General features: G+C 61.5%; 21 protein-coding genes. 1 reads left to right on the forward strand and 20 read right to left on the reverse strand.

Annotated elements, in window-relative coordinates; genetic code table 11:
• Positions 1-54: 54 nt before the first annotated feature.
• From ACMXYH_RS03105 to ACMXYH_RS03200, 20 genes are all read right to left on the reverse strand, one after another.
• Positions 55-1,281: a beta-ketoacyl-ACP synthase gene (locus ACMXYH_RS03105; protein WP_134419683.1), complete on the reverse strand. Its 1,227-nt coding sequence runs from the start codon at positions 1,279-1,281 to the stop codon at positions 55-57.
• Positions 1,281-2,009, reverse strand: coding sequence for a 3-oxoacyl-ACP reductase FabG (gene fabG, locus ACMXYH_RS03110; protein WP_415766261.1), 729 nt, complete (start codon positions 2,007-2,009; stop codon positions 1,281-1,283). The genes ACMXYH_RS03105 and fabG overlap by 1 nt, the downstream gene beginning before the upstream one ends.
• Complete coding sequence (locus tag ACMXYH_RS03115) at positions 2,006-2,467, reverse strand: hotdog family protein (RefSeq protein ID WP_008149597.1); 462 nt, start codon at positions 2,465-2,467, stop codon at positions 2,006-2,008. The genes fabG and ACMXYH_RS03115 overlap by 4 nt, the downstream gene beginning before the upstream one ends.
• Positions 2,464-3,660, reverse strand: coding sequence for a beta-ketoacyl-[acyl-carrier-protein] synthase family protein (locus ACMXYH_RS03120; protein WP_415766262.1), 1,197 nt, complete (start codon positions 3,658-3,660; stop codon positions 2,464-2,466). Before ACMXYH_RS03120 ends, ACMXYH_RS03115 begins: the two co-directional genes overlap by 4 nt.
• Entirely contained in the window at positions 3,657-4,262 is a 606-nt protein-coding gene (locus ACMXYH_RS03125; protein WP_415766263.1) for a hypothetical protein, read from the reverse strand. The genes ACMXYH_RS03120 and ACMXYH_RS03125 overlap by 4 nt, the downstream gene beginning before the upstream one ends.
• Positions 4,262-4,987 (reverse strand): class I SAM-dependent methyltransferase, encoded by a 726-nt coding sequence (locus ACMXYH_RS03130; RefSeq protein ID WP_415766264.1) that lies wholly within the window; start codon positions 4,985-4,987, stop codon positions 4,262-4,264. Before ACMXYH_RS03130 ends, ACMXYH_RS03125 begins: the two co-directional genes overlap by 1 nt.
• A complete protein-coding gene (locus ACMXYH_RS03135) occupies positions 4,984-6,231 on the reverse strand; it encodes an NAD(P)/FAD-dependent oxidoreductase (protein WP_415766265.1) in 1,248 nt (415 codons plus the stop codon). The genes ACMXYH_RS03130 and ACMXYH_RS03135 overlap by 4 nt, the downstream gene beginning before the upstream one ends.
• Positions 6,218-7,375 (reverse strand): sodium:proton antiporter, encoded by a 1,158-nt coding sequence (locus ACMXYH_RS03140; RefSeq protein ID WP_415767651.1) that lies wholly within the window; start codon positions 7,373-7,375, stop codon positions 6,218-6,220. Before ACMXYH_RS03140 ends, ACMXYH_RS03135 begins: the two co-directional genes overlap by 14 nt.
• A complete protein-coding gene (locus tag ACMXYH_RS03145) occupies positions 7,375-9,714 on the reverse strand; it encodes an MMPL family transporter (protein WP_415766266.1) in 2,340 nt (779 codons plus the stop codon). Before ACMXYH_RS03145 ends, ACMXYH_RS03140 begins: the two co-directional genes overlap by 1 nt.
• The gene (locus ACMXYH_RS03150) at positions 9,698-10,438 is read right to left on the reverse strand and encodes an outer membrane lipoprotein carrier protein LolA (RefSeq protein ID WP_415766268.1); all 741 of its coding nucleotides are present in this window, start codon (positions 10,436-10,438) and stop codon (positions 9,698-9,700) included. Before ACMXYH_RS03150 ends, ACMXYH_RS03145 begins: the two co-directional genes overlap by 17 nt.
• Positions 10,435-10,860 carry an acyl-CoA thioesterase gene (locus tag ACMXYH_RS03155; protein WP_033055401.1) on the reverse strand — a complete coding sequence of 142 codons (426 nt, stop codon included), beginning with the start codon at positions 10,858-10,860 and terminating at the stop codon, positions 10,435-10,437. The genes ACMXYH_RS03150 and ACMXYH_RS03155 overlap by 4 nt, the downstream gene beginning before the upstream one ends.
• Positions 10,853-12,397, reverse strand: coding sequence for an HAL/PAL/TAL family ammonia-lyase (locus ACMXYH_RS03160; protein WP_415766270.1), 1,545 nt, complete (start codon positions 12,395-12,397; stop codon positions 10,853-10,855). Before ACMXYH_RS03160 ends, ACMXYH_RS03155 begins: the two co-directional genes overlap by 8 nt.
• Positions 12,378-13,325, reverse strand: coding sequence for a glycosyl transferase (locus ACMXYH_RS03165; protein WP_415766271.1), 948 nt, complete (start codon positions 13,323-13,325; stop codon positions 12,378-12,380). Before ACMXYH_RS03165 ends, ACMXYH_RS03160 begins: the two co-directional genes overlap by 20 nt.
• Positions 13,322-14,056, reverse strand: a complete 735-nt coding sequence (locus ACMXYH_RS03170; RefSeq protein WP_415766273.1) for a glycosyltransferase family 2 protein — start codon at positions 14,054-14,056, stop codon at positions 13,322-13,324. Before ACMXYH_RS03170 ends, ACMXYH_RS03165 begins: the two co-directional genes overlap by 4 nt.
• A 163-nt stretch (positions 14,057-14,219) precedes the next feature.
• Positions 14,220-15,899, reverse strand: a complete 1,680-nt coding sequence (locus ACMXYH_RS03175) for an AMP-binding protein (protein ID WP_415766274.1) — start codon at positions 15,897-15,899, stop codon at positions 14,220-14,222.
• A complete protein-coding gene (locus ACMXYH_RS03180; protein ID WP_415766275.1) occupies positions 15,896-16,441 on the reverse strand; it encodes a hypothetical protein in 546 nt (181 codons plus the stop codon). The genes ACMXYH_RS03175 and ACMXYH_RS03180 overlap by 4 nt, the downstream gene beginning before the upstream one ends.
• Positions 16,438-16,692 carry an acyl carrier protein gene (locus ACMXYH_RS03185; protein WP_007992314.1) on the reverse strand — a complete coding sequence of 85 codons (255 nt, stop codon included), beginning with the start codon at positions 16,690-16,692 and terminating at the stop codon, positions 16,438-16,440. The genes ACMXYH_RS03180 and ACMXYH_RS03185 overlap by 4 nt, the downstream gene beginning before the upstream one ends.
• A gap of 9 nt (positions 16,693-16,701) precedes the next feature.
• Positions 16,702-16,977 carry a phosphopantetheine-binding protein gene (locus ACMXYH_RS03190; protein WP_129439118.1) on the reverse strand — a complete coding sequence of 92 codons (276 nt, stop codon included), beginning with the start codon at positions 16,975-16,977 and terminating at the stop codon, positions 16,702-16,704.
• A complete protein-coding gene (locus tag ACMXYH_RS03195) occupies positions 16,955-17,767 on the reverse strand; it encodes a lysophospholipid acyltransferase family protein (protein ID WP_149631055.1) in 813 nt (270 codons plus the stop codon). Before ACMXYH_RS03195 ends, ACMXYH_RS03190 begins: the two co-directional genes overlap by 23 nt.
• On the reverse strand, positions 17,743-18,468 hold the full coding sequence (locus ACMXYH_RS03200; RefSeq protein ID WP_415766276.1) for a beta-ketoacyl synthase chain length factor: 726 nt from the start codon (positions 18,466-18,468) through the stop codon (positions 17,743-17,745). Before ACMXYH_RS03200 ends, ACMXYH_RS03195 begins: the two co-directional genes overlap by 25 nt.
• A 354-nt stretch (positions 18,469-18,822) precedes the next feature.
• On the opposite strand from ACMXYH_RS03200, the gene ACMXYH_RS03205 reads away from it, so the two are divergent.
• Positions 18,823-19,593 carry a ParA family protein gene (locus ACMXYH_RS03205; RefSeq protein WP_134419707.1) on the forward strand — a complete coding sequence of 257 codons (771 nt, stop codon included), beginning with the start codon at positions 18,823-18,825 and terminating at the stop codon, positions 19,591-19,593.
• The last annotated feature ends 104 nt before the right edge of the window (positions 19,594-19,697 follow it).

The raw sequence follows: 19,697 nt of genomic DNA on the forward strand, positions 1-19,697 counted from the left end.
GATGTACACGCTCTCCTGTAGGAGCTGCCGAAGGCTGCGATCTTTTGATTTTGCTTACGACCAGCGCTTAAAAATCAGCGAAGTATTAACCCCACCAAACGCAAAATTATTGTTCATCACGTACTGGTTGCTCATCTGCCGGAACTCGCCGCGCAGGTAATCGAGTTTGCCGCAGTGCGGGTCGACGTCGTCGAGGTTGAGGGTGTGGACGTACAGGTCGCGGTTCATCATTTCGATGCTGAACCAGGATTCCAGCGCACCGCAGGCTCCGAGGGTGTGGCCAAGGAAACTCTTCTGCGAGCTGATCGGCATGTGCTCGCCGAACAACGCGCTCGTTGCCAGTGTTTCGGCAATGTCGCCCTGTTCAGTGGCCGTGCCGTGACCATTCACGTAGCCGATGTCAGAAGGCTGTAACCCGGCGTCTTCCAGCGCAAGTTCCATGGCTCGACGCATGGTGACCTGTTCTGGACGGGTGGCGTGCTGGCCGTCGGCGTTGCTGCCGAAACCGACGAGTTCGGCGTGGATGTGCGCACCGCGAGCCAATGCGTGTTCGAGTTCTTCGAGCACCAGCATGCCGCTGCCTTCACCGATCACCAGGCCATCGCGGCCGCTGTCGTAGGGGCGTGGGGAAGTCTGCGGCGCATCGTTTTTCAGGCTGGTGGCGTAGAGCGCGTCGAAGACCATGGCTTCGGTGGGGCACAGTTCTTCGGCACCGCCGGCGAGCATCAATGGCAGGCGACCAAACTTGACCGACTCGTAGGCATAACCGATGCCCTGACTGCCGCTGGTGCAAGCGCTGGAGGTCGGGATCAATCGGCCGGTGAGGCCGAAGAAGATGCTGATATTCGCCGCCGTGGTGTGCGGCATCATGCGCACATAGGAGTTGGCGTTCAGGCCCTCGGCCACCGAGTTGAGCAGCATGTTGCCGAACGCCTTGATCTCGTCGGTGCTGCCGGTGGATGAGCCGCAGGAAACGCCCATGCGCCCGTCCTTGATCGACGGGTCACCCAACAGACCGGCATCGGCCAATGCCTGTTCTGCCGCGCCGACCGCCAGGCGCGAGACCCGGCCCATGCTGCGCAATTGCTTACGGGTCCAGTGGCTCGGCACTTTGAAGTCATCGATTGGCCCGGCCAAGCGTGTGTTGAGTTCGGTGAAACGATCCCACTCGTCCATGCGGCGTATGCCGCTGCGGTTGGCCGCGAAATTAGCGGCGATGGTGTCCCAATCGCTGCCCAGTGAGGTGATGCCGGCCATGCCGGTGACGACGACGCGCTTCATCAGCACAGGCCTCCGTTGACGGCCAGAACCTGCCGGGTGATGTACGACGCTTCCGCCGACATCAGGAAATTCACCGCGCTGGCCACCTCTTCCGGGGTGCCCATGCGTTGTGCGGGGATCATTTTCATCATTTCTTCCACCGGCACGTTTTCATCGAGCATCGCGGTCTCGATCAAGCCGGGTGCGACACAGTTAACGGTAATTTTGCGCTTGCCCAACTCGATCGCCAACGCCTTCGCCGCGCCGATCAAACCGGCCTTGGAAGCGCTGTAGTTGACTTGGCCACGGTTGCCGATCAACCCGGAAACCGAGGTGATGCAAACAATCCGCCCGGCCGCGCGACGACGAATCATCGGCATCATCACCGGGTGCAGCACGTTGTAGAAACCGTCGAGGTTGGTGCGCATCACCACATCCCAATCATCCTCGCTCAAGGCCGGAAAAGCACCGTCGCGCGTCAGGCCGGCGTTCAGCACCACGCCGTAATAGGCGCCGTGGGTTTCCACGTCGGCTTCGAGAATGGCTTTGCAGTTGGCGCGATCGGACACGTCGAATTGCAGAATGCGCACGTTGCGCCCCAAGGCTTCGATTTCGGCCTTCACGGCTTCAGCGTCCGCCAGGCCGCTGCGGCAATGCAGCACGATGTCATGCCCGGCCTGGGCCAGACGCAAAGCGATGGCGCGGCCGATGCCACGGCTGGAACCGGTGATCAGTACGGATTCAGTCATGGCTGGGTTCCTTGGGTTTCATGAAGGTATTGAGCGGCCTGAGGCGGACGGAACACGTTCAGACGAGCGGTGGCGTGAATGCCGGGCGCGGTGATGTGGCATTCGAACACGCCCATGCCGTTGTCGTCTTCCAGCGAGCGGATGCCGTGGATGGTCAGCTCGGTGCCAGCAGGGAAGTGCTCAACGTTGCATTCGAATTTGCGGGTGCCGAGCAGAAACCCCAGCTCCACCGCATCGCCACGCTGGCGCGCATGGCAACCGGCGTAGGCGGCGACGCTCTGGGCCATCAGTTCGATGCCGACCCAGGCCGGCAGGCTGCCGTCCGGGCGGTTGAACAGGCCATCGGGTTTGACCGTGAGGCGGGTGTAAATCTGCTCGTCATCGAACGACAGGATCTGCTCGATAAAGATCATGTCGCCAGCGTGCGGCAGCAGTTCGGCGATCGGCCAGTCAATCATGGGGCGTCTCCGATAATCAGGCTGACGTTGTTACCACCGAAGGCAAAGGAATTGCTCATCAGATAGCGAGGTGCAATGGACGTCAGGCGATCGGCCGGGGTCACCCAATTCAGGGCTGGCAATTGGGGATCCGGTTGGCCGTCCCAGATGTGAGGCGGCAGGGCGTGCTCGCGATTGCCTGCACTCAGGCTCAACCAGCAGAACGCCGCTTCCAGAGCGCCGGCCGCCCCTAGGGTGTGGCCGGTCATGGGTTTGGTCGACGAACACGGCACACCCGTCGGGAACAACGTCGCCACCGCCAGGCTTTCCATGGCGTCATTGTGTTGGGTGGCGGTGCCGTGCAGGTTCAGGTAATCGATCTGTTGCGGCTGCAGTTGTGCTCGGCTCAAGGCTTTGCGCATCGCTTGCAGGGCGCCACGGCCAGTCGGTTCCGGTGCGGAAATGTGGTGTGCATCGGAGCTGGCGCCACTGCCGAGCAGGGCAATCGGCTGGCTGTCGCCGACATTTTTGCTCATCAAAAACAGCACCGCCGCTTCGCCAATGTTGATGCCGTTACGGTTCACAGAAAACGGGTTGCAGCGTTGCCCGGACACCGCTTCCAGCGCCGAGAACCCATTGAGGGTCAGCTTGCACAGGCTGTCGACACCGCCGCACAGCACCGCATCGCAAATGCCCAGGTCCAACAGTCGCTGAGCACTCATCAGCGCCCGAGCGCTGGAGGTGCAGGCCGTGGAGATCACATAGGCCGGGCCGCTCAGTTGCAGCCAGTCGGCAAGGAAGTTCGCCGGAGCGCCAAGCTCCTGTTGCTGATAGTCGTAATCGGCCGGGAACTGATGTTCGCGGATGTAATGGGCCAGGTCGCGACTGGCTTCGTCGATGCCCGAGGTGCTGGTGCCCAGAACGATACCGATGCGGTCGCGGCCGTAGGTCTGGATCGCCTGGTCGATGTCTTCGCGAATTTGCAGCGCGGCTTCCAGCAGCAATTGATTATTACGAGTGTCTTGCGGCGCAAGCTCAGCCGGGATCGGCGCCAGTTCGCCGCGAACCGCGGCCACGGGCAACGACCGTTCCGCCACCCAGCCGGCCTCATTGCGCATGCCCGAACAGTCACCGGCAAACAGGTTGCGAGCGACTTCGGACTTGTCACGGCCCAGGGCGCAGATCACCCCGAGGGCATTCAGGTAGGCGGTCATGGCGCGTCCCCGCTGAGCGGCGTGACTTGATATTTCGGGCCTTTGGGCAGGTTCAATTCAAAGCTCATGGGTTGTGAGTAACGGACTTCCCAGTGCGCTGGCAAGGATCGTTGCGAGCCATGCTGCCACGCGGCGGGATAGTTGCCCGACAGTTCATCTTTAGGGGTCAGCGCAAACAGCAGCGCGGCGAACAGCTCTCGCGCTTCCGGATTGGGCGGCAGCAGACCGTCAGCCTGCCACTCGCCGTCGACCAGTTTCTGACGTGCCTGTGGAATGCCCAGCAAGTCCATCATCGACCAGCGAATGCCTAGGCCTTCACGCTGTATCACCAGCACCCAGTCCTGCCGTTGATCGGCCACCAGACGCTGGATGTGCAATTGCAGCGGCAACGACAGGTTCGGGGTTTGCTCGGGCAGCGGCGCCCGACTTGCACAGGCGCTCAGCAACAGGACGCAACCCAAAAGCAGGAAGCGCAGCACCACCGCACACCCTGTGGGAGCGAGCTTGCTCGCGATGGCGTTGGCACATCCAGCATTGGAGGTGGCTGGCCCATCGCATTCGCGAGCAAGCTCGCTCCCACAGGTTTGAGTTGCACTAAACATCACACAGCACCTTCAAGAGGTTTGCGCGCGACCACATTGACCAAGGTTTCTTCCCGTTGGCCGAAGGGCTTTGGCCGGCGCAGACCCAAGCGTTCAAGCAGGCCGAAATCCTTGGCGCGGCTCCACCACAAGTATGGATAAGACACGTTTTTCGGGCCGAGTTCGAAACCCTGCTGACGAATCATGTCCAGATACCCGGCGGCGCTCTTCTGCACGTGCATCGGATGGCGGAACAACCAGCGGATCACCCAGGTATCAATGTAAGCCTCGGTGGATTCGGCGAACAGCAGATAGCCACCGGGCTTGAGCACGCGGTAGAACTCGGCCAGAGCCTGTTCCTGCTGCACCAGATGGTGGAAGGTCTGGTGACAGAACAGCAGGTCGACGCTGGCGTCCGGGACGTTGATGCTCGCGCAGTCGCTGCCGGTCAACTCCACCTCCATGCCCTGACGGACGGCTTCTTCGCCGGCCAGGTTCAGGCTGTGAGGATCGGCGTCCAGACCGATCAGGCGCTGGGGGGCAAAGGTCTGGCGCAGGTACTGGAACGATTTGCCCTGACCGCAACCGGCATCCAGCAGCACCGGGTTGCTCGGCGGTGTTTCGCTGAACAGGCTACGCAAATCGGTGATTGCCACTCGCAGTACATGGTGCTGCCAGGTGTGGCTGCGCAGGAACCAGAAACCAAAGCGGGTTTCTTCGACGTAGGTGTCGCTCAAGTAGCTCATGTGACGTCCCTTGCACAGAGCTCCGAGAGCATCCGCAGCCGGCGCTTGGGTTCGGCGACGAACGGATTACGCTCGTCCCAGGCATAACCGGCGAGGATCGAGCTGATCATGCGGCGAATATCGGGCGAGCCGCCCTCATGGTAAATCACATCCTGGAACGTCCCGGCGTACCAGCCCTCGACGTAGCAACGGAACGTGTCGACGCCGCGCTTGAGCGGGGTGGCGAATTCAGTCTGCCAATCGACACTTTCGCCTTTCAGTTGGCGATGCAGAACCCCAGCGGCCATGCTCGCCGAGCGCATGGCGATGGTCACGCCAGAGGAGAATACCGGGTCGAGGAATTCCGCCGCGTTGCCGAGCAGGGCAAAGCCTGGCCCGTGAAGGGTTTTGACGTTGGCCGAGTAGCCGCCGATGGTTCGAGCAGGCGTATCCCACACGGCGTTGTTCAGCACACCGGCGAGGCTTGGGGTTTCAGCGATAAACCCTCGCAGGCACTCGTCCAGGTTCTCTATGCGGCCTTCGAAGTGTTCGGCTGCCGCGACCACGCCCACCGAGCAACGGCCTTTGCTGAACGGGATGGTCCAGAACCAGATATCGCGGTGGATCGGATGGGTGGTGATGAGGATTTTTTCCCGCTCGAAGGCCGGGTTGTCGATGTGGTCTTCGACGTGGGTGAACACGGCCTGGCGCACCGGGAAATCCGACGGTGCTTCAAGGTCGAGCAAGCGCGGCAGCACACGCCCGTAGCCGCTGGCATCCAGCACGAAATCGGCTTCGACGCGGTACTGGCTGCCGTCTTCGCGAAGCACGTCGAGCTGCGGTTTCGGCAGGGTGAAATCGACGCTGACGATGGCTTCGCCGTAACGAACGTCGACGCCTTGCAGCGCGGCCTGATCGGCCAGCAGCTTGTCGAAATCGGCGCGCAGGACCTGGAAGGTGGTCGGCTTGCCGTTGCTGAAAGTCTCGCCGAAATCAAAGGCGCTGTACTGCTCGCCCCAGGCGAATGCTGCACCGTTTTTCAACTGGAATCCGGCGGCGTTCACCGCCTCGAGCATGCCGGCTTCTTCGACGAAATCCAGGCAGTGGGACAACAGGCTTTCACCGATGGAAAACCTTGGAAAATGCTGGCGTTCGATCATCAATACATCGTGACCTTTGCGCTTGAGCAGCGCGGCGGCGATGGCGCCCGATGGACCTGCACCGATCACCACGACCTGGCGATGTTCCATTTCAACTGTTGGCACGGGGGCTCCTTGCCGGGACGGCGATGTTCAAAGGGGTTCGGTGCATGCCGGCGAGTGCCGGCAGCAGTGTCGCGATCAGGCCCATCACCATCAGCGCGAAGTACAGCGCCGGGCTGATGAGTTGTTGTTGCAGCAGCAGGTTGAGAAAGACGATCTCGCTCAAGCCACGAATATTCAGCAAGACACTTTCCCGCCAGCGACTGGCGCCTTCAAACGAGGCGCCGGCCCAGCCGAGGCCCAGCCAGTTGCCCAGCAGTTTACTGGCAATCGGGAACAGCAGCAGTGCGGCCAGTTGCACCCAGCCGAGGCTGGTCATGGCCGCGTGGACGTTGATTTGCACAATGCCGAACGTGAGGATCAGCGGGATCGCGATATACGTCTGCAAGTGACTCATCCAGATCACCGGCAACGGCAGCACCAGCGGCACTTTGAGTGCGGCCATCCACAACAGGTAACCGATGCCGAAAATCAGCGCATTGAGCTTGAAGTGTTCCGCCACGACCAGCAGTGCGAAGAAGCAACCGCTGTGCAGCAACGGCTGGCGCAAGCGGAGCAGACGCAGCAGCAACGGCAGGCAGGCGCCGGCCAGCGGCAGCAGGAGGCTGCTCAGGTGCAGGCTGCCCTGGGCGATGGCGAACAGGGTCCAGCAAGTGAGGTCGATGAGGATCGCGGTCTGCACCAGTCGCCGGGTAGCGGCAGGCGGGTACTTGATGTGCCGCAGGTACAGATACAACACCGGGATCGCGGTGATGGCGAACACCAGACCGACCGCCAGTGAACTGATCCACGGTTGCGGCGGTAACAGCCAGACCGCTGTCGCGAGGCCGCAGGCAAACGGAAGGGAGAAACTCGGCAGGGCGATTTTCAGGCTCTGACGGTCGAGTCGCAGGTCAATCACGTCACTGAGAATGTGCCCCAGCAACAACGCAAAGCTCAGGCTGTAGAGGTTTTTCAGCCAGGCCGGCGCGACCAGTGCGGCGCCGCTCAATTGCCACTGGGGTTCGATCCAGAAGTACATCAGCAGCGGCAGGCCGAAGGTGGCCAGCAGCAACTGGCTGACGATCGGGATTACGCCGAAGTGACGACCGACACGGGTGGCCACGGCGAACAGCGCCAGGGCCATGACCCAGAACACGGCGATCATCATGTGGCTGACTCCGTGACCGGGGCGGTGTGAATTTGGCGTCCGGCCCACGGCGCAAGAATGAAGCTGAAGGCCAGCCCCAGGCTCACCGACAGTCCGAAATTGCTCACCGCCGGCGTGCTGGACACCGCCAGCAAACCGAACGACAGCCACGTGGTCAGCGCCGCCAGCAAGGTGCCCAGCAGGCTCACGGCAGCGCCGCCGACCTGTTCACGCATGAGGATCGCGTAATCGACGCTGATGGCCGTCACCAGCAGCAGGCCGAACAGGCTGAACAGCGTCAGCGGTTGCCCCATCCAGCCGAGACTGGCCAGGCTGCACAGCGCGGCCAGCAGCGGCAGCGCGACGATTCGCAGCGCGCCGCCGAAACCGAACGGCAGGATCAGTACCAGCACGATCAGCACGCAGGACGCGAGTTTCAATTCTGCGGCACTGATCTGGGTGTCGGCGAACACCTTGTTCAACTCCCCGAGGCGATCCACCAGTTCCACGCCCGGCAAATCCAGTGCCTGGACGCGTAGCAGAGAGGGGTTGTTCAGGCCTTGCAGACTGACCATCGCCGCTACGCCGTCATCGGTCGGTCCCAGCCACAGCGCGCGATAGGGTTCCGCTAATGGGCCGACCAGCGCTGCGTCGATGTCTTCGGTGGGCAGTGCCTGCAACTTCGTGAGCTCTGCTTGCAGCGCCTCGGCCGGCACGCCGACATCGAGTAGCGGCTGCCAGAACTGCGGCAACTTGTTCAACGCTTCGCGCACTTGCCGCTGTTCGGTGGGTTGGCTGACCAATTGATTGAGCGACAGATAGCCCTGGAGTTTTTCCAGGTTGACCATCTGATCCAGCCGCTCGCTCAGCGCGGTTTGGCGTTCCAGCAGTTGCTGCTGATTGGCCGCGCGCACCAGGAAGAACTGGCTGGTGGGTTGATAGCCGGTGATGCGTGCAATGGTTTGTGCTTCGTCAGTCAGTTGCTGCGGTGCACCGACCCACTGGCGAATGTCGTTTTTGGTGTCGAGCTGCAACAGACCGCCTACACAAAAGGCAATCAACAGCGCCAGCAGCACTGGCGTACTCGCGAGTTTGAGCAACGCTTCACGGCGCCCCAGCAGAAACTCGGACACCCGCAGCGGCCACTGCGCTGGCCGCAAATCTGTGCCCTTGAGCAGTGCCGGCAGCAGGCACACGGCGGACAAATAAGCGCCGAGCAGACCGGCGGCAGAGAACACGGCAATTTGGGTCAGCGCCGGGAACGGTGTCCAGGCCAGGGCCAGGTAACCGATGCAACTGGTGATCAGGCTCAGCGTCAGGCCCGGCAACGTCAGGCGCAGGGCCGGCCAACTGTGCCAGGGTTTCAGGCTCCAGCTCTTGGACAGGTAGTGCAGCGGGTAATCGACCGCCACGCCGATCAGGCTCGAACCGAGCACCAACGTCATCACGTGCATATGGCCGAACAGTGCCACGCAGGCCACCGCACCGAAGAGCATGCCGACCAGCACCGGGACGAAGGCCAGCAACACCCGCCAGCGCCGGAAGGACAGCAGCAACAGCAATAGAATGCCCGCAGTGGCACCGCCACCGACCCAGGTCATTTCCCGGGTGGCTTGCTTTTGCCCACTGGCCGCATAGAGCAAGCCGCTGGCGGCAAGCAGTTGAACGTCTGCCTGAGCGGCTTCTTCACGGCTGTGCTGGAGCAGGTCGGCCACTTGCAGCGGCAGGTTCATGTCGAAGGCGTTGCCCGTGGTTCGTGTGCGCAGCAGCACCCAACTCTTGCCGTCGGCATCGGCGACCAGCGCACCGCTGCCGATGTCCAGTTGCACCGAACCGTGCTGCGGCTGGCTGTTCTGGATGCGCCCGGTCAGGCCCAGCCAGTCATCCTGGCTCGGCACCAGACTGAAACCGGTGAAGGGGTCGAACAGCGCTTGTACTCGCTGCTGGATAAAGGCGTCGGGATGCTCAATCAGTTGCTGTCGGTCGGCCGCTGAGAGCATTGCCAGTCGGCCATTGAGCAATTGAGTGCGCAGCGCCGGGAGGTCAGCTTGGAGGTTCCATTGGACCTTTTCGAACAAACCGCTGGCCTGCCACTGTTCACCCAGTTTCTGCGCCATCGCGACGGCTTGCTGGCGATCGGTGTGGCCGACCAGCACCAGCATTTCGCGGTTCAGCGGTTCTTGCATGCGTTGTTCGGCGCGCAGTTCCAGCGCGTCCGGCGCCGTGCCTGGCACCAGTTCCATCAGGTTGGCCGACAGCGGGGCGCCGTCACGCCATTGCCAACCGGCGAGCGCGAACACCGCCAGCAGCAGGATCAGAAACAGCCGCGGAAGACTCCGTTCACTCGGCAAAGTCATGTTGCTCCGCATCGCTCAACGGTTGGAAGCGGGTGCTGTCCTGCATGCGCAAGAGGGTGCTGTCACCCTGGGTTTCGAGCAACTCGATGCTGTGCACCAGTTCGCCGCCGTCAATGTTGATCTGAGTGAACACCTGCTTGAGCAGCATGGACCGCGGGGTCAGCGTCAGCTTCCAGTTCTGTGCATCGCCGCTCAGTGAAAGCTCGAAATCCCGTTGCAGCCCACTGCTGTCGCCTTGCAGTACGGCGAGGAACAAACGGTTCTGCTCGGCGCCGGCACTCTTGCTCGGCAGCATTTGCCAACCGTTGGCGTCACGCCGGGCAATGCCTTTGGCGCTGATGCGGTAGTCCTGTTGCAGCGGGGTTTTCAACAGCCAGAGCAAACCGTGGTTTTTAGCGAGGACGAAAGTGCCCTTGCTGGTCAGCGGCTGAGGCAGGGCGCGCAGGTGTTTTTCCTGGATGAAATTGCCGTGGATGACGTCAGGCTTGGCCAGTTGATCGCTCAACTGCTGCAAGTCAAAAGCCTGCGCCAGCGAAGAAAACCCCAGCGCTAATACCAGCGCCGCCACGATCCTGTAGCAGCTGGCGAAGCCTGCGTTCGGCTGCGCAGCAGTCGCCCTGGGTTTCTTCTGATGTACCGCATGTGCAGGTTTTGCGACGGCTTCGCCGCCGAACGCAGCCTCGCCGGCTCGGCAGCTGCTACAGACGGTTTTCAGCAGGTTCATGCGAGCATCCTTTCAACAGCATCGGTGAAGACCTTGGGTGAGGCCAACTGCATTTCGCGGCTGCTCATGTCGACGGCGACCTGCACGGAACTGGCGCGGGTCAAGCGTTCGCCGGTTTCCAGATCGCTGATCAGGTAACTGATCTTCAGACGGTTCTCCCATTCCACCAGATTGGCGCGCACGTTCAGCTTTTGGCCGAACACGGCGCCGCGCACATAACGCAATTGCAGGTCGATCACCGGCCACGCGTAACCCGACTCGACCATCGCCGTGTAGTTGTGGCCGATCTTGTCCAGCAGCGCGCAGCGGGCGACTTCCAGGTATTTGATGTAATGGCCGTGCCAGACGACGTTCATGGTGTCGACATCAAAGAACGGCACGAGGATTTCCGTATCGGTGTGAAGCACTCCCTTGCTACGCATGCAGCCTCCAGTGTTGCTCGGCGATGCGGTGCAGGCACAGGCGCAATTCACCTTCCAGCGCGCGGTCTTCGATGACCGGCGGGAAGTCCTTGGCCAACTCCTCATGCATGGCGGCCAGGGCGGGCGGCAATGGACGTGCATCCTCGGCCTTGCTGCGCAGCCAGACGCCTTGGTTGGCGGCCAGCAGGGTGGCAGCGGCAACCTGTTCGGTCAGCTCCAGCACACGGATCGCATCGCGGGCGGCGATGGTGCCCATGCTCACTTTGTCCTGGTTGTGGCACTCGGTGGAGCGCGAGAAGACGCTGGCCGGCATGGTGTTTTTCAGCGCTTCGGCGGTCCAGGCACTGGTGCCGATCTGCACGGCTTTGAAGCCGTGATTGAGCATCGCCCGGTCAGCGGTGGCGCCGGACAGGTTGCTTGGCAGGCCATGGTTGTAACGCTCGTCCACCAGCAAGGCGAGTTGACGATCGAGCAGATCGGCGACGTTGGCCACCAGGTTTTTCAGGCTGTCCATGGCGAACGCAATGTGGCCGCCGTAGAAGTGCCCGCCGTGCAGCACGCGCTTGGCTTCGGCGTCGATAATCGGGTTGTCGTTGGCACTGTTGAGCTCGATCTCGATGAACGAGCGCAGCCAGTTCAGGCTGTCGGCCAATACGCCGAGGACGTGGGGTGCACAACGCAGGGAATAACGGTCTTGCAGGCGATGCAGCGGCGCGGTCGGCGCGTCGATCGCCAGATCCTTGCGCAACCACGCGGCGACTTGCATCTGCCCCGGATGCGGTTTGGTGGCGAACAGGCGCTCGTCGAAGTGCTCGGGGTTGCCTTGCAGGGCGACCACGTTCAACGCGGTGATGCGCGTGGCCAGTTGCAGCAGGTAATCGGCGCGGGCGTAGGCCAGGCAGGCGAGGCCAGTCATGACGGCGGTGCCGTTCATCAGCGCCAGCGCTTCTTTCGGGCGCAGTACCAGCGGTTCCCAACACAGTTCGCGGTGTACGTCGGCAGCTTGCCAGCGTTCACCACGGAACATCACTTCGCGCTCGCCGGACAACGTCGCGGCGACATAGGACAGTGGCGTCAGATCACCGCTGGCACCCACCGAACCTTCTTCCGGGATCAGCGGCAGAATGTCGTGTTCGAGGAAGGCTTGCAGGCGTTCCAGCAGTTCCACACGCACCCCGGACACGCCGTGGCACAGCGACTGCAAACGCGCCGCCAGTACCGCACGAGTGGCTTGTGCATCGAGCAGTTTGCCCAGACCGCAGCCGTGGAACGTATACAAATGACGGGGCAACGCCTCGACGTGATGCAGCGGCACCGCGACCACGCAAGAATCGCCGTAACCGGTGGTCACGCCGTAGATCACGCCTTCCTTGTCCAGCAGGGAGTCCAGGAATCGCGCACCCTTGGCGATACGCTCGCGGTACGCAGGGTCGCCTTGCAACTGCGTCGGCACCTGACGGTTGGCCAGGGCCAGCACGTCTTCGATGCGCAAAGGGAGTTCGCCGAAGGTTACCGGCTCAAGCGTTGGCGTCGTCATCGGTCTTCCAGAAAGGGTAAAAGTTGAACCATTGTTGGGGCGCTTCAAGGCAATAGTGACCCAAGCGTTCGGCATAGCGGGAGGCCCACTGATGAATGACCTGCTCGCGGTCGCTGCGCTTCCACACCACGGCCTCGGCGAACGGTTCGAGGGTCAGTCGATAGTCGCCCGTCGGCTTCTTCAGGCACAGCATCAGGTTGATCGGGCATTTCAGCAGACCGGCCAGCAACCATGGTCCCTGAGGGAACGCGGCTTGATGGCCGAGGAAATCCACGGTCACGCTGCGTCCACCGTGCAGCGGCACGCGGTCGCCGGCAATCGCCAGCCACTCGCCGCGCTCCAGGCGTTCATGGAGTTGCAGCATGATCAGCGGGTCCAGCTCGCTGACCTGAATCAGCCGCAGATTGGTCGCGCCGGCTTCGCCGAGCAAGCGGTTGAAGTGTTCGGCGTGCTTGGTGTGCACCAGCACGTTCATCGTGACTTTTTCGCCGATCTCCGCCAAAGCACGGCAGACCTCAAGATTGCCCAAATGGGCGCCCACCAGCATCTGCCCGCGGGTGCCGCGCAGTTGATTGCGCAGTAAGGCCGGGTCGATGATTTCAATCTGCTCGATGCTCAACTTGCCGTTCCATACGTCGAGCTTGTCGAGCATGGAGTCGGCGAAGGCCATGAACTGGCCGAACACTCGCCAATGGGTCGGGCGCAATTCGTTGCGACCACTCCAGTCGGCGAGCCGTTGCTGGTATTGCCAGGCGCTGTGACGGGCGCTGCGCCCGAACAGGAAAAAGTACAGAACGATGCCGTACAGCAGCGGGCTCAGCAGCCGCCGGCCCAGCACTTTGGCGCAGAGTGCGGTGAATTTCATCAGCCAGAAGCTGCCGCGCTCTTCGCGGTCGGCCCAGTGTTTTTTGTCCGTCTCAGTGCTCATGCCCGCCACCGTCGCCAGAGAATCACTGGCGCCCGCAGCAACATGCCGAAGAACAACCGGGTGTGCATGCTCGTAATCAGTACGTTGTCGTAGAACAGGCGGAAATGCGAGACGCCATCCAGCGGATAGTGGACTTTGGTTTGCAGCCATTGCATGGGGAGATTGCACCAGGCCAGTCGTACGAGAATGTCCGAGTCGAAGTCCATGCGCTTGCCGATCTTCGCCGAATCGATCAGCGCCAGGGTCGGTGGCAACGGATAGACACGGAAGCCGCACATGGAATCGCGAATCTGCAATGACAGGGTGTTGATCCAGACCATGACGTGAGTCAGGTAACGGGCGTACAAGCGACCTTTCGGCACGCTGGCGTCGTATCGCGGATAGCCGCAGATCACCGCCTCGGGATGGGCGCGTGACAGTTCGATGAAGGTCCGGACGTCTTGCAGATCATGCTGACCGTCGGCGTCCACCTGCAAGGCATGGCTGAAGCCCAGGCGCGAGGCTTCGCGAAAACCGGTCATGACCGCGCCACCCTTGCCCTGGTTGGCGCCGAGCCGGATCAGGAACACCTTGTCGCGCTGGGCCAGTTGATCGAGGACCTTTGCACAGGCCGGGCTACTGGCGTCGTCCACGAGAATGCATGGCAGGCTGCTGGCGAGTACCGCATCAACCACCGTGGTGATGGCGGTTTCGTGGTTGTAGACCGGGATGATTGCGCAGGGGTTATGCATGTTGGCTCACACCTCGCCCATGTAGCAGCTGGCGAAGCTTGCGTCCGGCTGCGAAGCAGTCGTCAACCGGTATGCGAAGTCTTTCTGATTAATCGTGGTGGTCCAGACGCGAGCGCTTCGCGCTCGAACGCAGCCTTCGGCAGCTGCTACAGGGGATCTCGGCTTATCCACAATCCGCCTCCAGCAAGATCCGCCCACTGGAGCAGGTCGCGGTCTCGTTGCGATAGGCGAAATACAACTTGCTGCGCGTCGGATCGAAGCGCAGGTGCAGCTGGACTTCATCGCCGGGGCGCACCAGTTGCTGGAATTTCAGCACTTCCATGCCAGCGAATTTTTCCGGCAGGTCCATCAATTGCTGGCCCAGCATTAACGCCCACTCCACTTGCACCACGCCGGGCAATACCGGCGTTTGGGGGAAGTGGCCGCTGAAGTAGGCGAGGTCGGGTGGTACCGCCAGTTGCAGGCTCCACTCGCCATCGACTTCGACCTGCTCCAGCACTTCCGGCGCCTTTGGGCGCGGCGCCAGCAGCAGGGCTTCAACGGTGGCCTGGGGCAGTTTGCCCTGAGCATTCAGCGGCATTTGCCGCAACAGGCGCCAGCGTCGTGGCAACGCCAGGGCTTCGCAATGCTGGCTCAAATGCTGACGCAATTCTTGCGTGAGGGTGCGTCGACCCTGATTGCGCAACGCATGCAGGCCTGACTCGGTCAGCACCAGCAGCGCACCCAATGAAGCGCGGTTTTCCTGAACCACGCCAAGACGCGCTTCGGCGACCCAGTCGTGGGCCGTTAATGCCTGTTCCAACATCGGTAGAGAGATACGTTTTTCTTCCAGTTTGACGATCCGGTCCAGCCGTCCGAGCAGTTCGAATCGGCCGTCGGCAGCGATTCGCGCGGCATCCGCGGTGTGTTCGATATGCCCGGGAGGCAAGTACGGCGAAGCAATGAGCAGGGCGCCGTCGCTGTCCTGGCTCAACTCGATGTCAGCAAAGGGCTGCCAGAGCGCGTGGCCCTGACGCCAGGCGATGCCGCCGGTTTCCGAGCTGCCGAGGATTTCCGTAGGCCACTGCTGCAGGCGTTGATGCAGGCTTTGTGCGGCCTCGGCCGGCAAGGCGCCGCCGGAGGAAAATACCCGGCGAACCGCACTTAACGCGGGCCAGTCGAGGTTGTCGCCCATGCGCTTGAGCAGCGCCGGGCTGGCGACCCAGGCGAATACCGGGTGTTCGCGGCTGGCGCGCTGCAGATCTTCAGGGAATGCCAGCTGCTTGCGCACAAACGAGCGCCCGGCGCACAGCGGCCACAGCACTCGAAACAACAATCCGTAAATATGCTGAGTGGCGACGCTGCCGATGATGCAAGCCGTACCAAGATCGGCGCCCCAGAGCAGTTCCAGCGCTTCGACTTCATTGGCCAGTTGGCGCAGGGTTTTGTCGATGCGCTTGGGTTCGCCACTGGAGCCGGACGTGCACAGGCTCAGCGAACAGCGATCCAGATCCAGTGCGGCCGCCATCAACGGCGGATGCCGGTAATCGCTCAGGTGTGCGTCATCGGCCTGATCGGTCAGCCACAGATCGACTTCGGTCGACCAGCGCTGGCGAGTCTGGGCTTGCAGGTCTGCGGGCAGCAGCACGCTGACCCCGGCACGCCAGGCACCCAGCAGGGTAATCGCCAGGTCAGCGGCGTCCTCAAGGTGCACGGCAATACGCCGTGCACCCTGGGCTTGCAGGCCCGCGGCGAGGCTTAAAGCCTGTTCGCAAAGCTGTGCGTGATTCAGTGCCGGTTCGGCCGTCACGGCACGTTCCGGTTGTGCCTTGAGCAACAATTGCTCAAGTTTTATCCAATTCATGGGTGGCCTCGTACCCGTTGTCGTATAAGCCATTCAATGGCAAATAGCAGGCCCATCAATCCGTAGGAAATCAGGCCGGTGTACAACATCCACCAACTCAGCGGCGCCCAGAGGGTCAGGGCGGCGGCGAGCAAACCGTTAAAGAGAAAAAACACGCACCAGACGATCGTCACCTGGCGGGTATAAACAATCGCCTTGGCCGGCAGTTGCGGTTCACGCAAGCGCGCCAGGTGTTCGATGATCGGCGGGCCGACGATCAAGCTCAGGCCAAACAGCCCGAGCATGAACGCGCTGATCAGCACCGGGTACCAGCGCAGCAGCAGCGGGCTGTCGAACAACGCCAGCAACAGGCAAAAAGTGATCGCGGTGATCGCCATCCACAGACTGCCGGGCTTGCGCGTACCGAGCAGTGCCCGGGCCAGCCACAGGCTGCCCAGCAGCAGACCGAACTGCCACGGGGCAAAGTGCTCCATGCCGAAATACACCGCAAAGGGGTACAGCAGGCCCGCCAGCAGCAGGCCGAGGCCGATCAGTCGGCTCATGCGGCCGGCTGAACCAGACGGTAGACCGCCTCGACCACGTCGCTGACGGTACGCACCGATTTGAACTCTTCGGCAGCGATTTTCTTGCCAGTCTGGCGTTTGATGTGATCGATCAGGTCGACCGCGTCAATGCTGTCGATTTCCAGGTCCTGATACAGGTTGGATTCGAGGCTCACGCGCTCGGGGTCCAGCTCGAAGAGTTCGACCAGAGCATCGCGCAGGGTGTTGAAAATGTCGTCACGAGTTTGCATGGTCCGGTCTCAAGCTGCCTGTTTTGCAGTGACGAACGCCGCAAGGCTCGCCACGTTGCTGAAGTGATTGCGGGTGTCTTTGGCGTCGGCGTCGATTTTGATGCCGTACTTTTTCTGGATTGCCAGGCCGAGTTCCAGAGCGTCTACCGAATCCAGGCCCAAGCCTTCGCCGAACAGCGTCTGGTCGTCGCCGATGTCTTGTGCGCTGATGTCTTCAAGGCCCAGGGCGTCGATGATCAGTTCTTTGATTTCCTGCTTGAGACTAAGAGTGTGCAGATCGCTCATCTTCGGCGAGCTCCTTAATGTAGTAATGATGCAAATAGTCATTGAGCTTGCGCGAGGCCTGAGGAGCAGGGCCCAGCGAGGCGAAGGCTTGTGGGTCTATATCGGCCCCGACACGGAAACTGAAGTGCACACGGCGTTTGGGGATCCGATACCAGGGCTCGGCCTTGGTCAACGTGGTCGGGCTGACCTTGATGATCACCGGGGTGAGGATTTTCGCACCCCGCAGAGCGATTGCCGCAGCACCCCGATGGAAGGCTGGCGCCTGACCGGGCTGAGTGCGGGTGCCTTCAGGAAAGATAATCAGGGTCTGGCCGCTTTTCAGCGCGTCGGCAGCGGCATCGAGCATGTCCATGCTGCCGTCGTTGCTGATGTATTCGATGCAGCGCAGCGGGCCGCGGGTAAAAGGGTTCTCCCAAAGGCTTTTCTTGACCACGCAGTTGGCGTGGCGCACCAGGCCGATCAGGAACACCACATCGATCAGCGACGGGTGATTGGCAATGATCATTTGCCCCGGTCGACCGAGTTTTTCGGCGCCCTGGATGTCGTAAGTCAGCACGCCGGTGCGAGCCATGAATCGCACAAAAAACCAGAACAGGCGGGCGACGGTGTGCCGCGCTCGCCGCCGGTGTGTCCGGGCATCGCCGGGCAGGCAGTTCAGTAGCGGGAAAACCACAAGCCGCAGGCACAGCCCGCCCAACCCGAACAGGGTGAAGCTTGCGGCGGTAGCCAGCAGGCGCCAGTAATAGGCGTCGCGGTTTTTTTCGGTTACAGGTTGCGTTGCCAGGTCCATACACGATTTTTCCAGGCATGTTGGCAGGTTGTCTGCTGGCCGAGCAGGGTACTCAATAGGTTCAGGGCATGGGGCCAGTGGGCTTTGGACAACGCATCCGAGGCGCTGTTCAGGGCCAACTGCCAGTCGTTTCCGGGGGTGATCAGCAGGCCGACCGCGTAAGGGAACGGCACGTCGTCGATCCAGGTCGAGTAGGCTTCTGGCGGTTGCTCTTCGGTGACGATCAGCAGTACCGCGGGAGCGCCCTCGGAAAGCAAAGCCGCGGCCTCTAGCATGCCGTGTTCAAGGCCGTCGCCGGCTGCAGCGAGGGCCGTCATTTCGCTGGTTTCGCCGCGCATGATCGACCACAGGCCGATGATCGCGTTGTGCACGGACAGGCTGAATTGAGTCGGCGACAGCGGCTGATCGGCAGCCAGATCGCTGAGGATATCGAAGGTGCGCGGGGTTTCGCCGTGGCGAGAAATAAAGACCAACGGTAGGTCCTGGCGGCCATCGGCCAAGGGCCAGCCGACACTGAACGCCATCCGCGCCAGACGACTGAGTCGCCGGCGCTGCATGGCCGGCAGAAACGAGACGTCGGGTGCGGCATCGCTGCTCGCAAGCACGACCGGTTGTCGGCTCCAGGCCTGCCAATCGTCCACGCTTTCGAGCCCAGGGGCCCACGCGCGCCATTGGGCGATGTTGAAATTGATCACAGACATTCATCCCGCCCTTGCGGGCTTCCTTGACGCGGAGAGTCGCAAAAAACGCGAATTACCTGACGTAGCGCTTAGCGCCGAGTGGCGCGCATTATCCCGTTGCGGCGGGCGCGTAGCAAATGATGGTTACATTTTGCTCAATGAAATGTACCGGTTGGTTCGTGCATGGCTGTCGTTTGGCCATTATCCACATCGTGGTGGGCATGTCTGTCGGCTCTGTCAGTGGTCAACGGCAGAGTTAGCGGCTTTTTTATTGAGAGATTGCCGATGACTGTGTAGTCCCTATGCCGGCGAGGTAGCTAAGCAGCGCGGTGGACTACTACACTCGATCATTCTTTGATACACGGAGGTTTTGACATGCGGCGCGTGGTATTCAATCAGAAAGGTGGCGTAGGCAAATCCAGCATTGCCTGCAATCTGGCTGCGGTCAGTGCCAGCGAGGGTTATCGCACGCTGTTGGTGGATCTCGATGCCCAGGCCAACTCCACTCAGTACCTGACGGGCCTCACCGGTGGTGACATTCCGATGGGGATCGCCGATTTTTTCAAACAGACCCTGTCATCCGGACCGTTCTCCAAGAAAAACCAGGTCGATATCTACGAAACCCCGTTCGACAACCTCCACGTTATCACTGCCACTGCCGAGCTGGCTGACTTGCAGCCCAAGCTTGAGGCCAAACACAAGATCAACAAGCTGCGCAAATTGCTCGAGGAACTGGACGGCGATTACGATCGGATCTACCTCGATACCCCGCCAGCGCTGAATTTCTATGCGGTATCTGCGTTGATTGCCGCTGATCGTGTGCTGATTCCCTTCGACTGCGACAGCTTTTCGCGTCAGGCGCTGTACGGCCTGTTGGCGGAAATCGAAGAATTGAAGGACGACCACAACGAAGGGCTGGAAGTCGAAGGGATTGTCGTCAACCAGTTCCAGGCTCGCGCCAGTCTGCCTCAGCAAATCCTCGATGAATTGATCGCCGAAGGCCTGCCGGTATTACCGGTGTATTTGGGCAGCTCGGTGCGCATGCGCGAATCCCACCAGGCCAACACGCCGCTGATTCACCTCGATCCTCGGCATAAACTGACGCAGCAATTCGTCGATCTGCACAACCTCCTCGAAAACACCTGATTCTGCCAACGACACCTAAACATTGTGGGAGCGAGCTTGCTCGCGATAGCGGTGGATCAATCAACAGAGACGCTGAATGTGAATCCCTCATCGCGAGCAAGCTC

The organism is Pseudomonas frigoris, assembly GCF_047758635.1.
GTDB classification, from domain to species: Bacteria; Pseudomonadota; Gammaproteobacteria; order Pseudomonadales; family Pseudomonadaceae; genus Aquipseudomonas; species Aquipseudomonas frigoris.

Bases quoted from the DNA above. Each gene is read 5' to 3' on its own strand.
- ACMXYH_RS03105 (WP_134419683.1), bottom strand. From the start codon at position 1,281: ATGAAGCGCGTCGTCGTCACCGGCATGGCCGGCATCACCTCACTGGGC.
- fabG (WP_415766261.1), bottom strand. From the start codon at position 2,009: ATGACTGAATCCGTACTGATCACCGGTTCCAGCCGTGGCATCGGCCGC.
- ACMXYH_RS03115 (WP_008149597.1), bottom strand. From the start codon at position 2,467: ATGATTGACTGGCCGATCGCCGAACTGCTGCCGCACGCTGGCGACATG.
- ACMXYH_RS03120 (WP_415766262.1), bottom strand. From the start codon at position 3,660: ATGACCGCCTACCTGAATGCCCTCGGGGTGATCTGCGCCCTGGGCCGT.
- ACMXYH_RS03125 (WP_415766263.1), bottom strand. From the start codon at position 4,262: ATGTTTAGTGCAACTCAAACCTGTGGGAGCGAGCTTGCTCGCGAATGC.
- ACMXYH_RS03130 (WP_415766264.1), bottom strand. From the start codon at position 4,987: ATGAGCTACTTGAGCGACACCTACGTCGAAGAAACCCGCTTTGGTTTC.
- ACMXYH_RS03140 (WP_415767651.1), bottom strand. From the start codon at position 7,375: ATGATCGCCGTGTTCTGGGTCATGGCCCTGGCGCTGTTCGCCGTGGCC.
- ACMXYH_RS03145 (WP_415766266.1), bottom strand. From the start codon at position 9,714: ATGACTTTGCCGAGTGAACGGAGTCTTCCGCGGCTGTTTCTGATCCTG.
- ACMXYH_RS03150 (WP_415766268.1), bottom strand. From the start codon at position 10,438: ATGAACCTGCTGAAAACCGTCTGTAGCAGCTGCCGAGCCGGCGAGGCT.
- ACMXYH_RS03155 (WP_033055401.1), bottom strand. From the start codon at position 10,860: ATGCGTAGCAAGGGAGTGCTTCACACCGATACGGAAATCCTCGTGCCG.
- ACMXYH_RS03160 (WP_415766270.1), bottom strand. From the start codon at position 12,397: ATGACGACGCCAACGCTTGAGCCGGTAACCTTCGGCGAACTCCCTTTG.
- ACMXYH_RS03165 (WP_415766271.1), bottom strand. From the start codon at position 13,325: ATGAGCACTGAGACGGACAAAAAACACTGGGCCGACCGCGAAGAGCGC.
- ACMXYH_RS03170 (WP_415766273.1), bottom strand. From the start codon at position 14,056: ATGCATAACCCCTGCGCAATCATCCCGGTCTACAACCACGAAACCGCC.
- ACMXYH_RS03175 (WP_415766274.1), bottom strand. From the start codon at position 15,899: ATGAATTGGATAAAACTTGAGCAATTGTTGCTCAAGGCACAACCGGAA.
- ACMXYH_RS03180 (WP_415766275.1), bottom strand. From the start codon at position 16,441: ATGAGCCGACTGATCGGCCTCGGCCTGCTGCTGGCGGGCCTGCTGTAC.
- ACMXYH_RS03185 (WP_007992314.1), bottom strand. From the start codon at position 16,692: ATGCAAACTCGTGACGACATTTTCAACACCCTGCGCGATGCTCTGGTC.
- ACMXYH_RS03190 (WP_129439118.1), bottom strand. From the start codon at position 16,977: ATGAGCGATCTGCACACTCTTAGTCTCAAGCAGGAAATCAAAGAACTG.
- ACMXYH_RS03195 (WP_149631055.1), bottom strand. From the start codon at position 17,767: ATGGACCTGGCAACGCAACCTGTAACCGAAAAAAACCGCGACGCCTAT.
- ACMXYH_RS03200 (WP_415766276.1), bottom strand. From the start codon at position 18,468: ATGTCTGTGATCAATTTCAACATCGCCCAATGGCGCGCGTGGGCCCCT.
- ACMXYH_RS03205 (WP_134419707.1), top strand. From the start codon at position 18,823: ATGCGGCGCGTGGTATTCAATCAGAAAGGTGGCGTAGGCAAATCCAGC.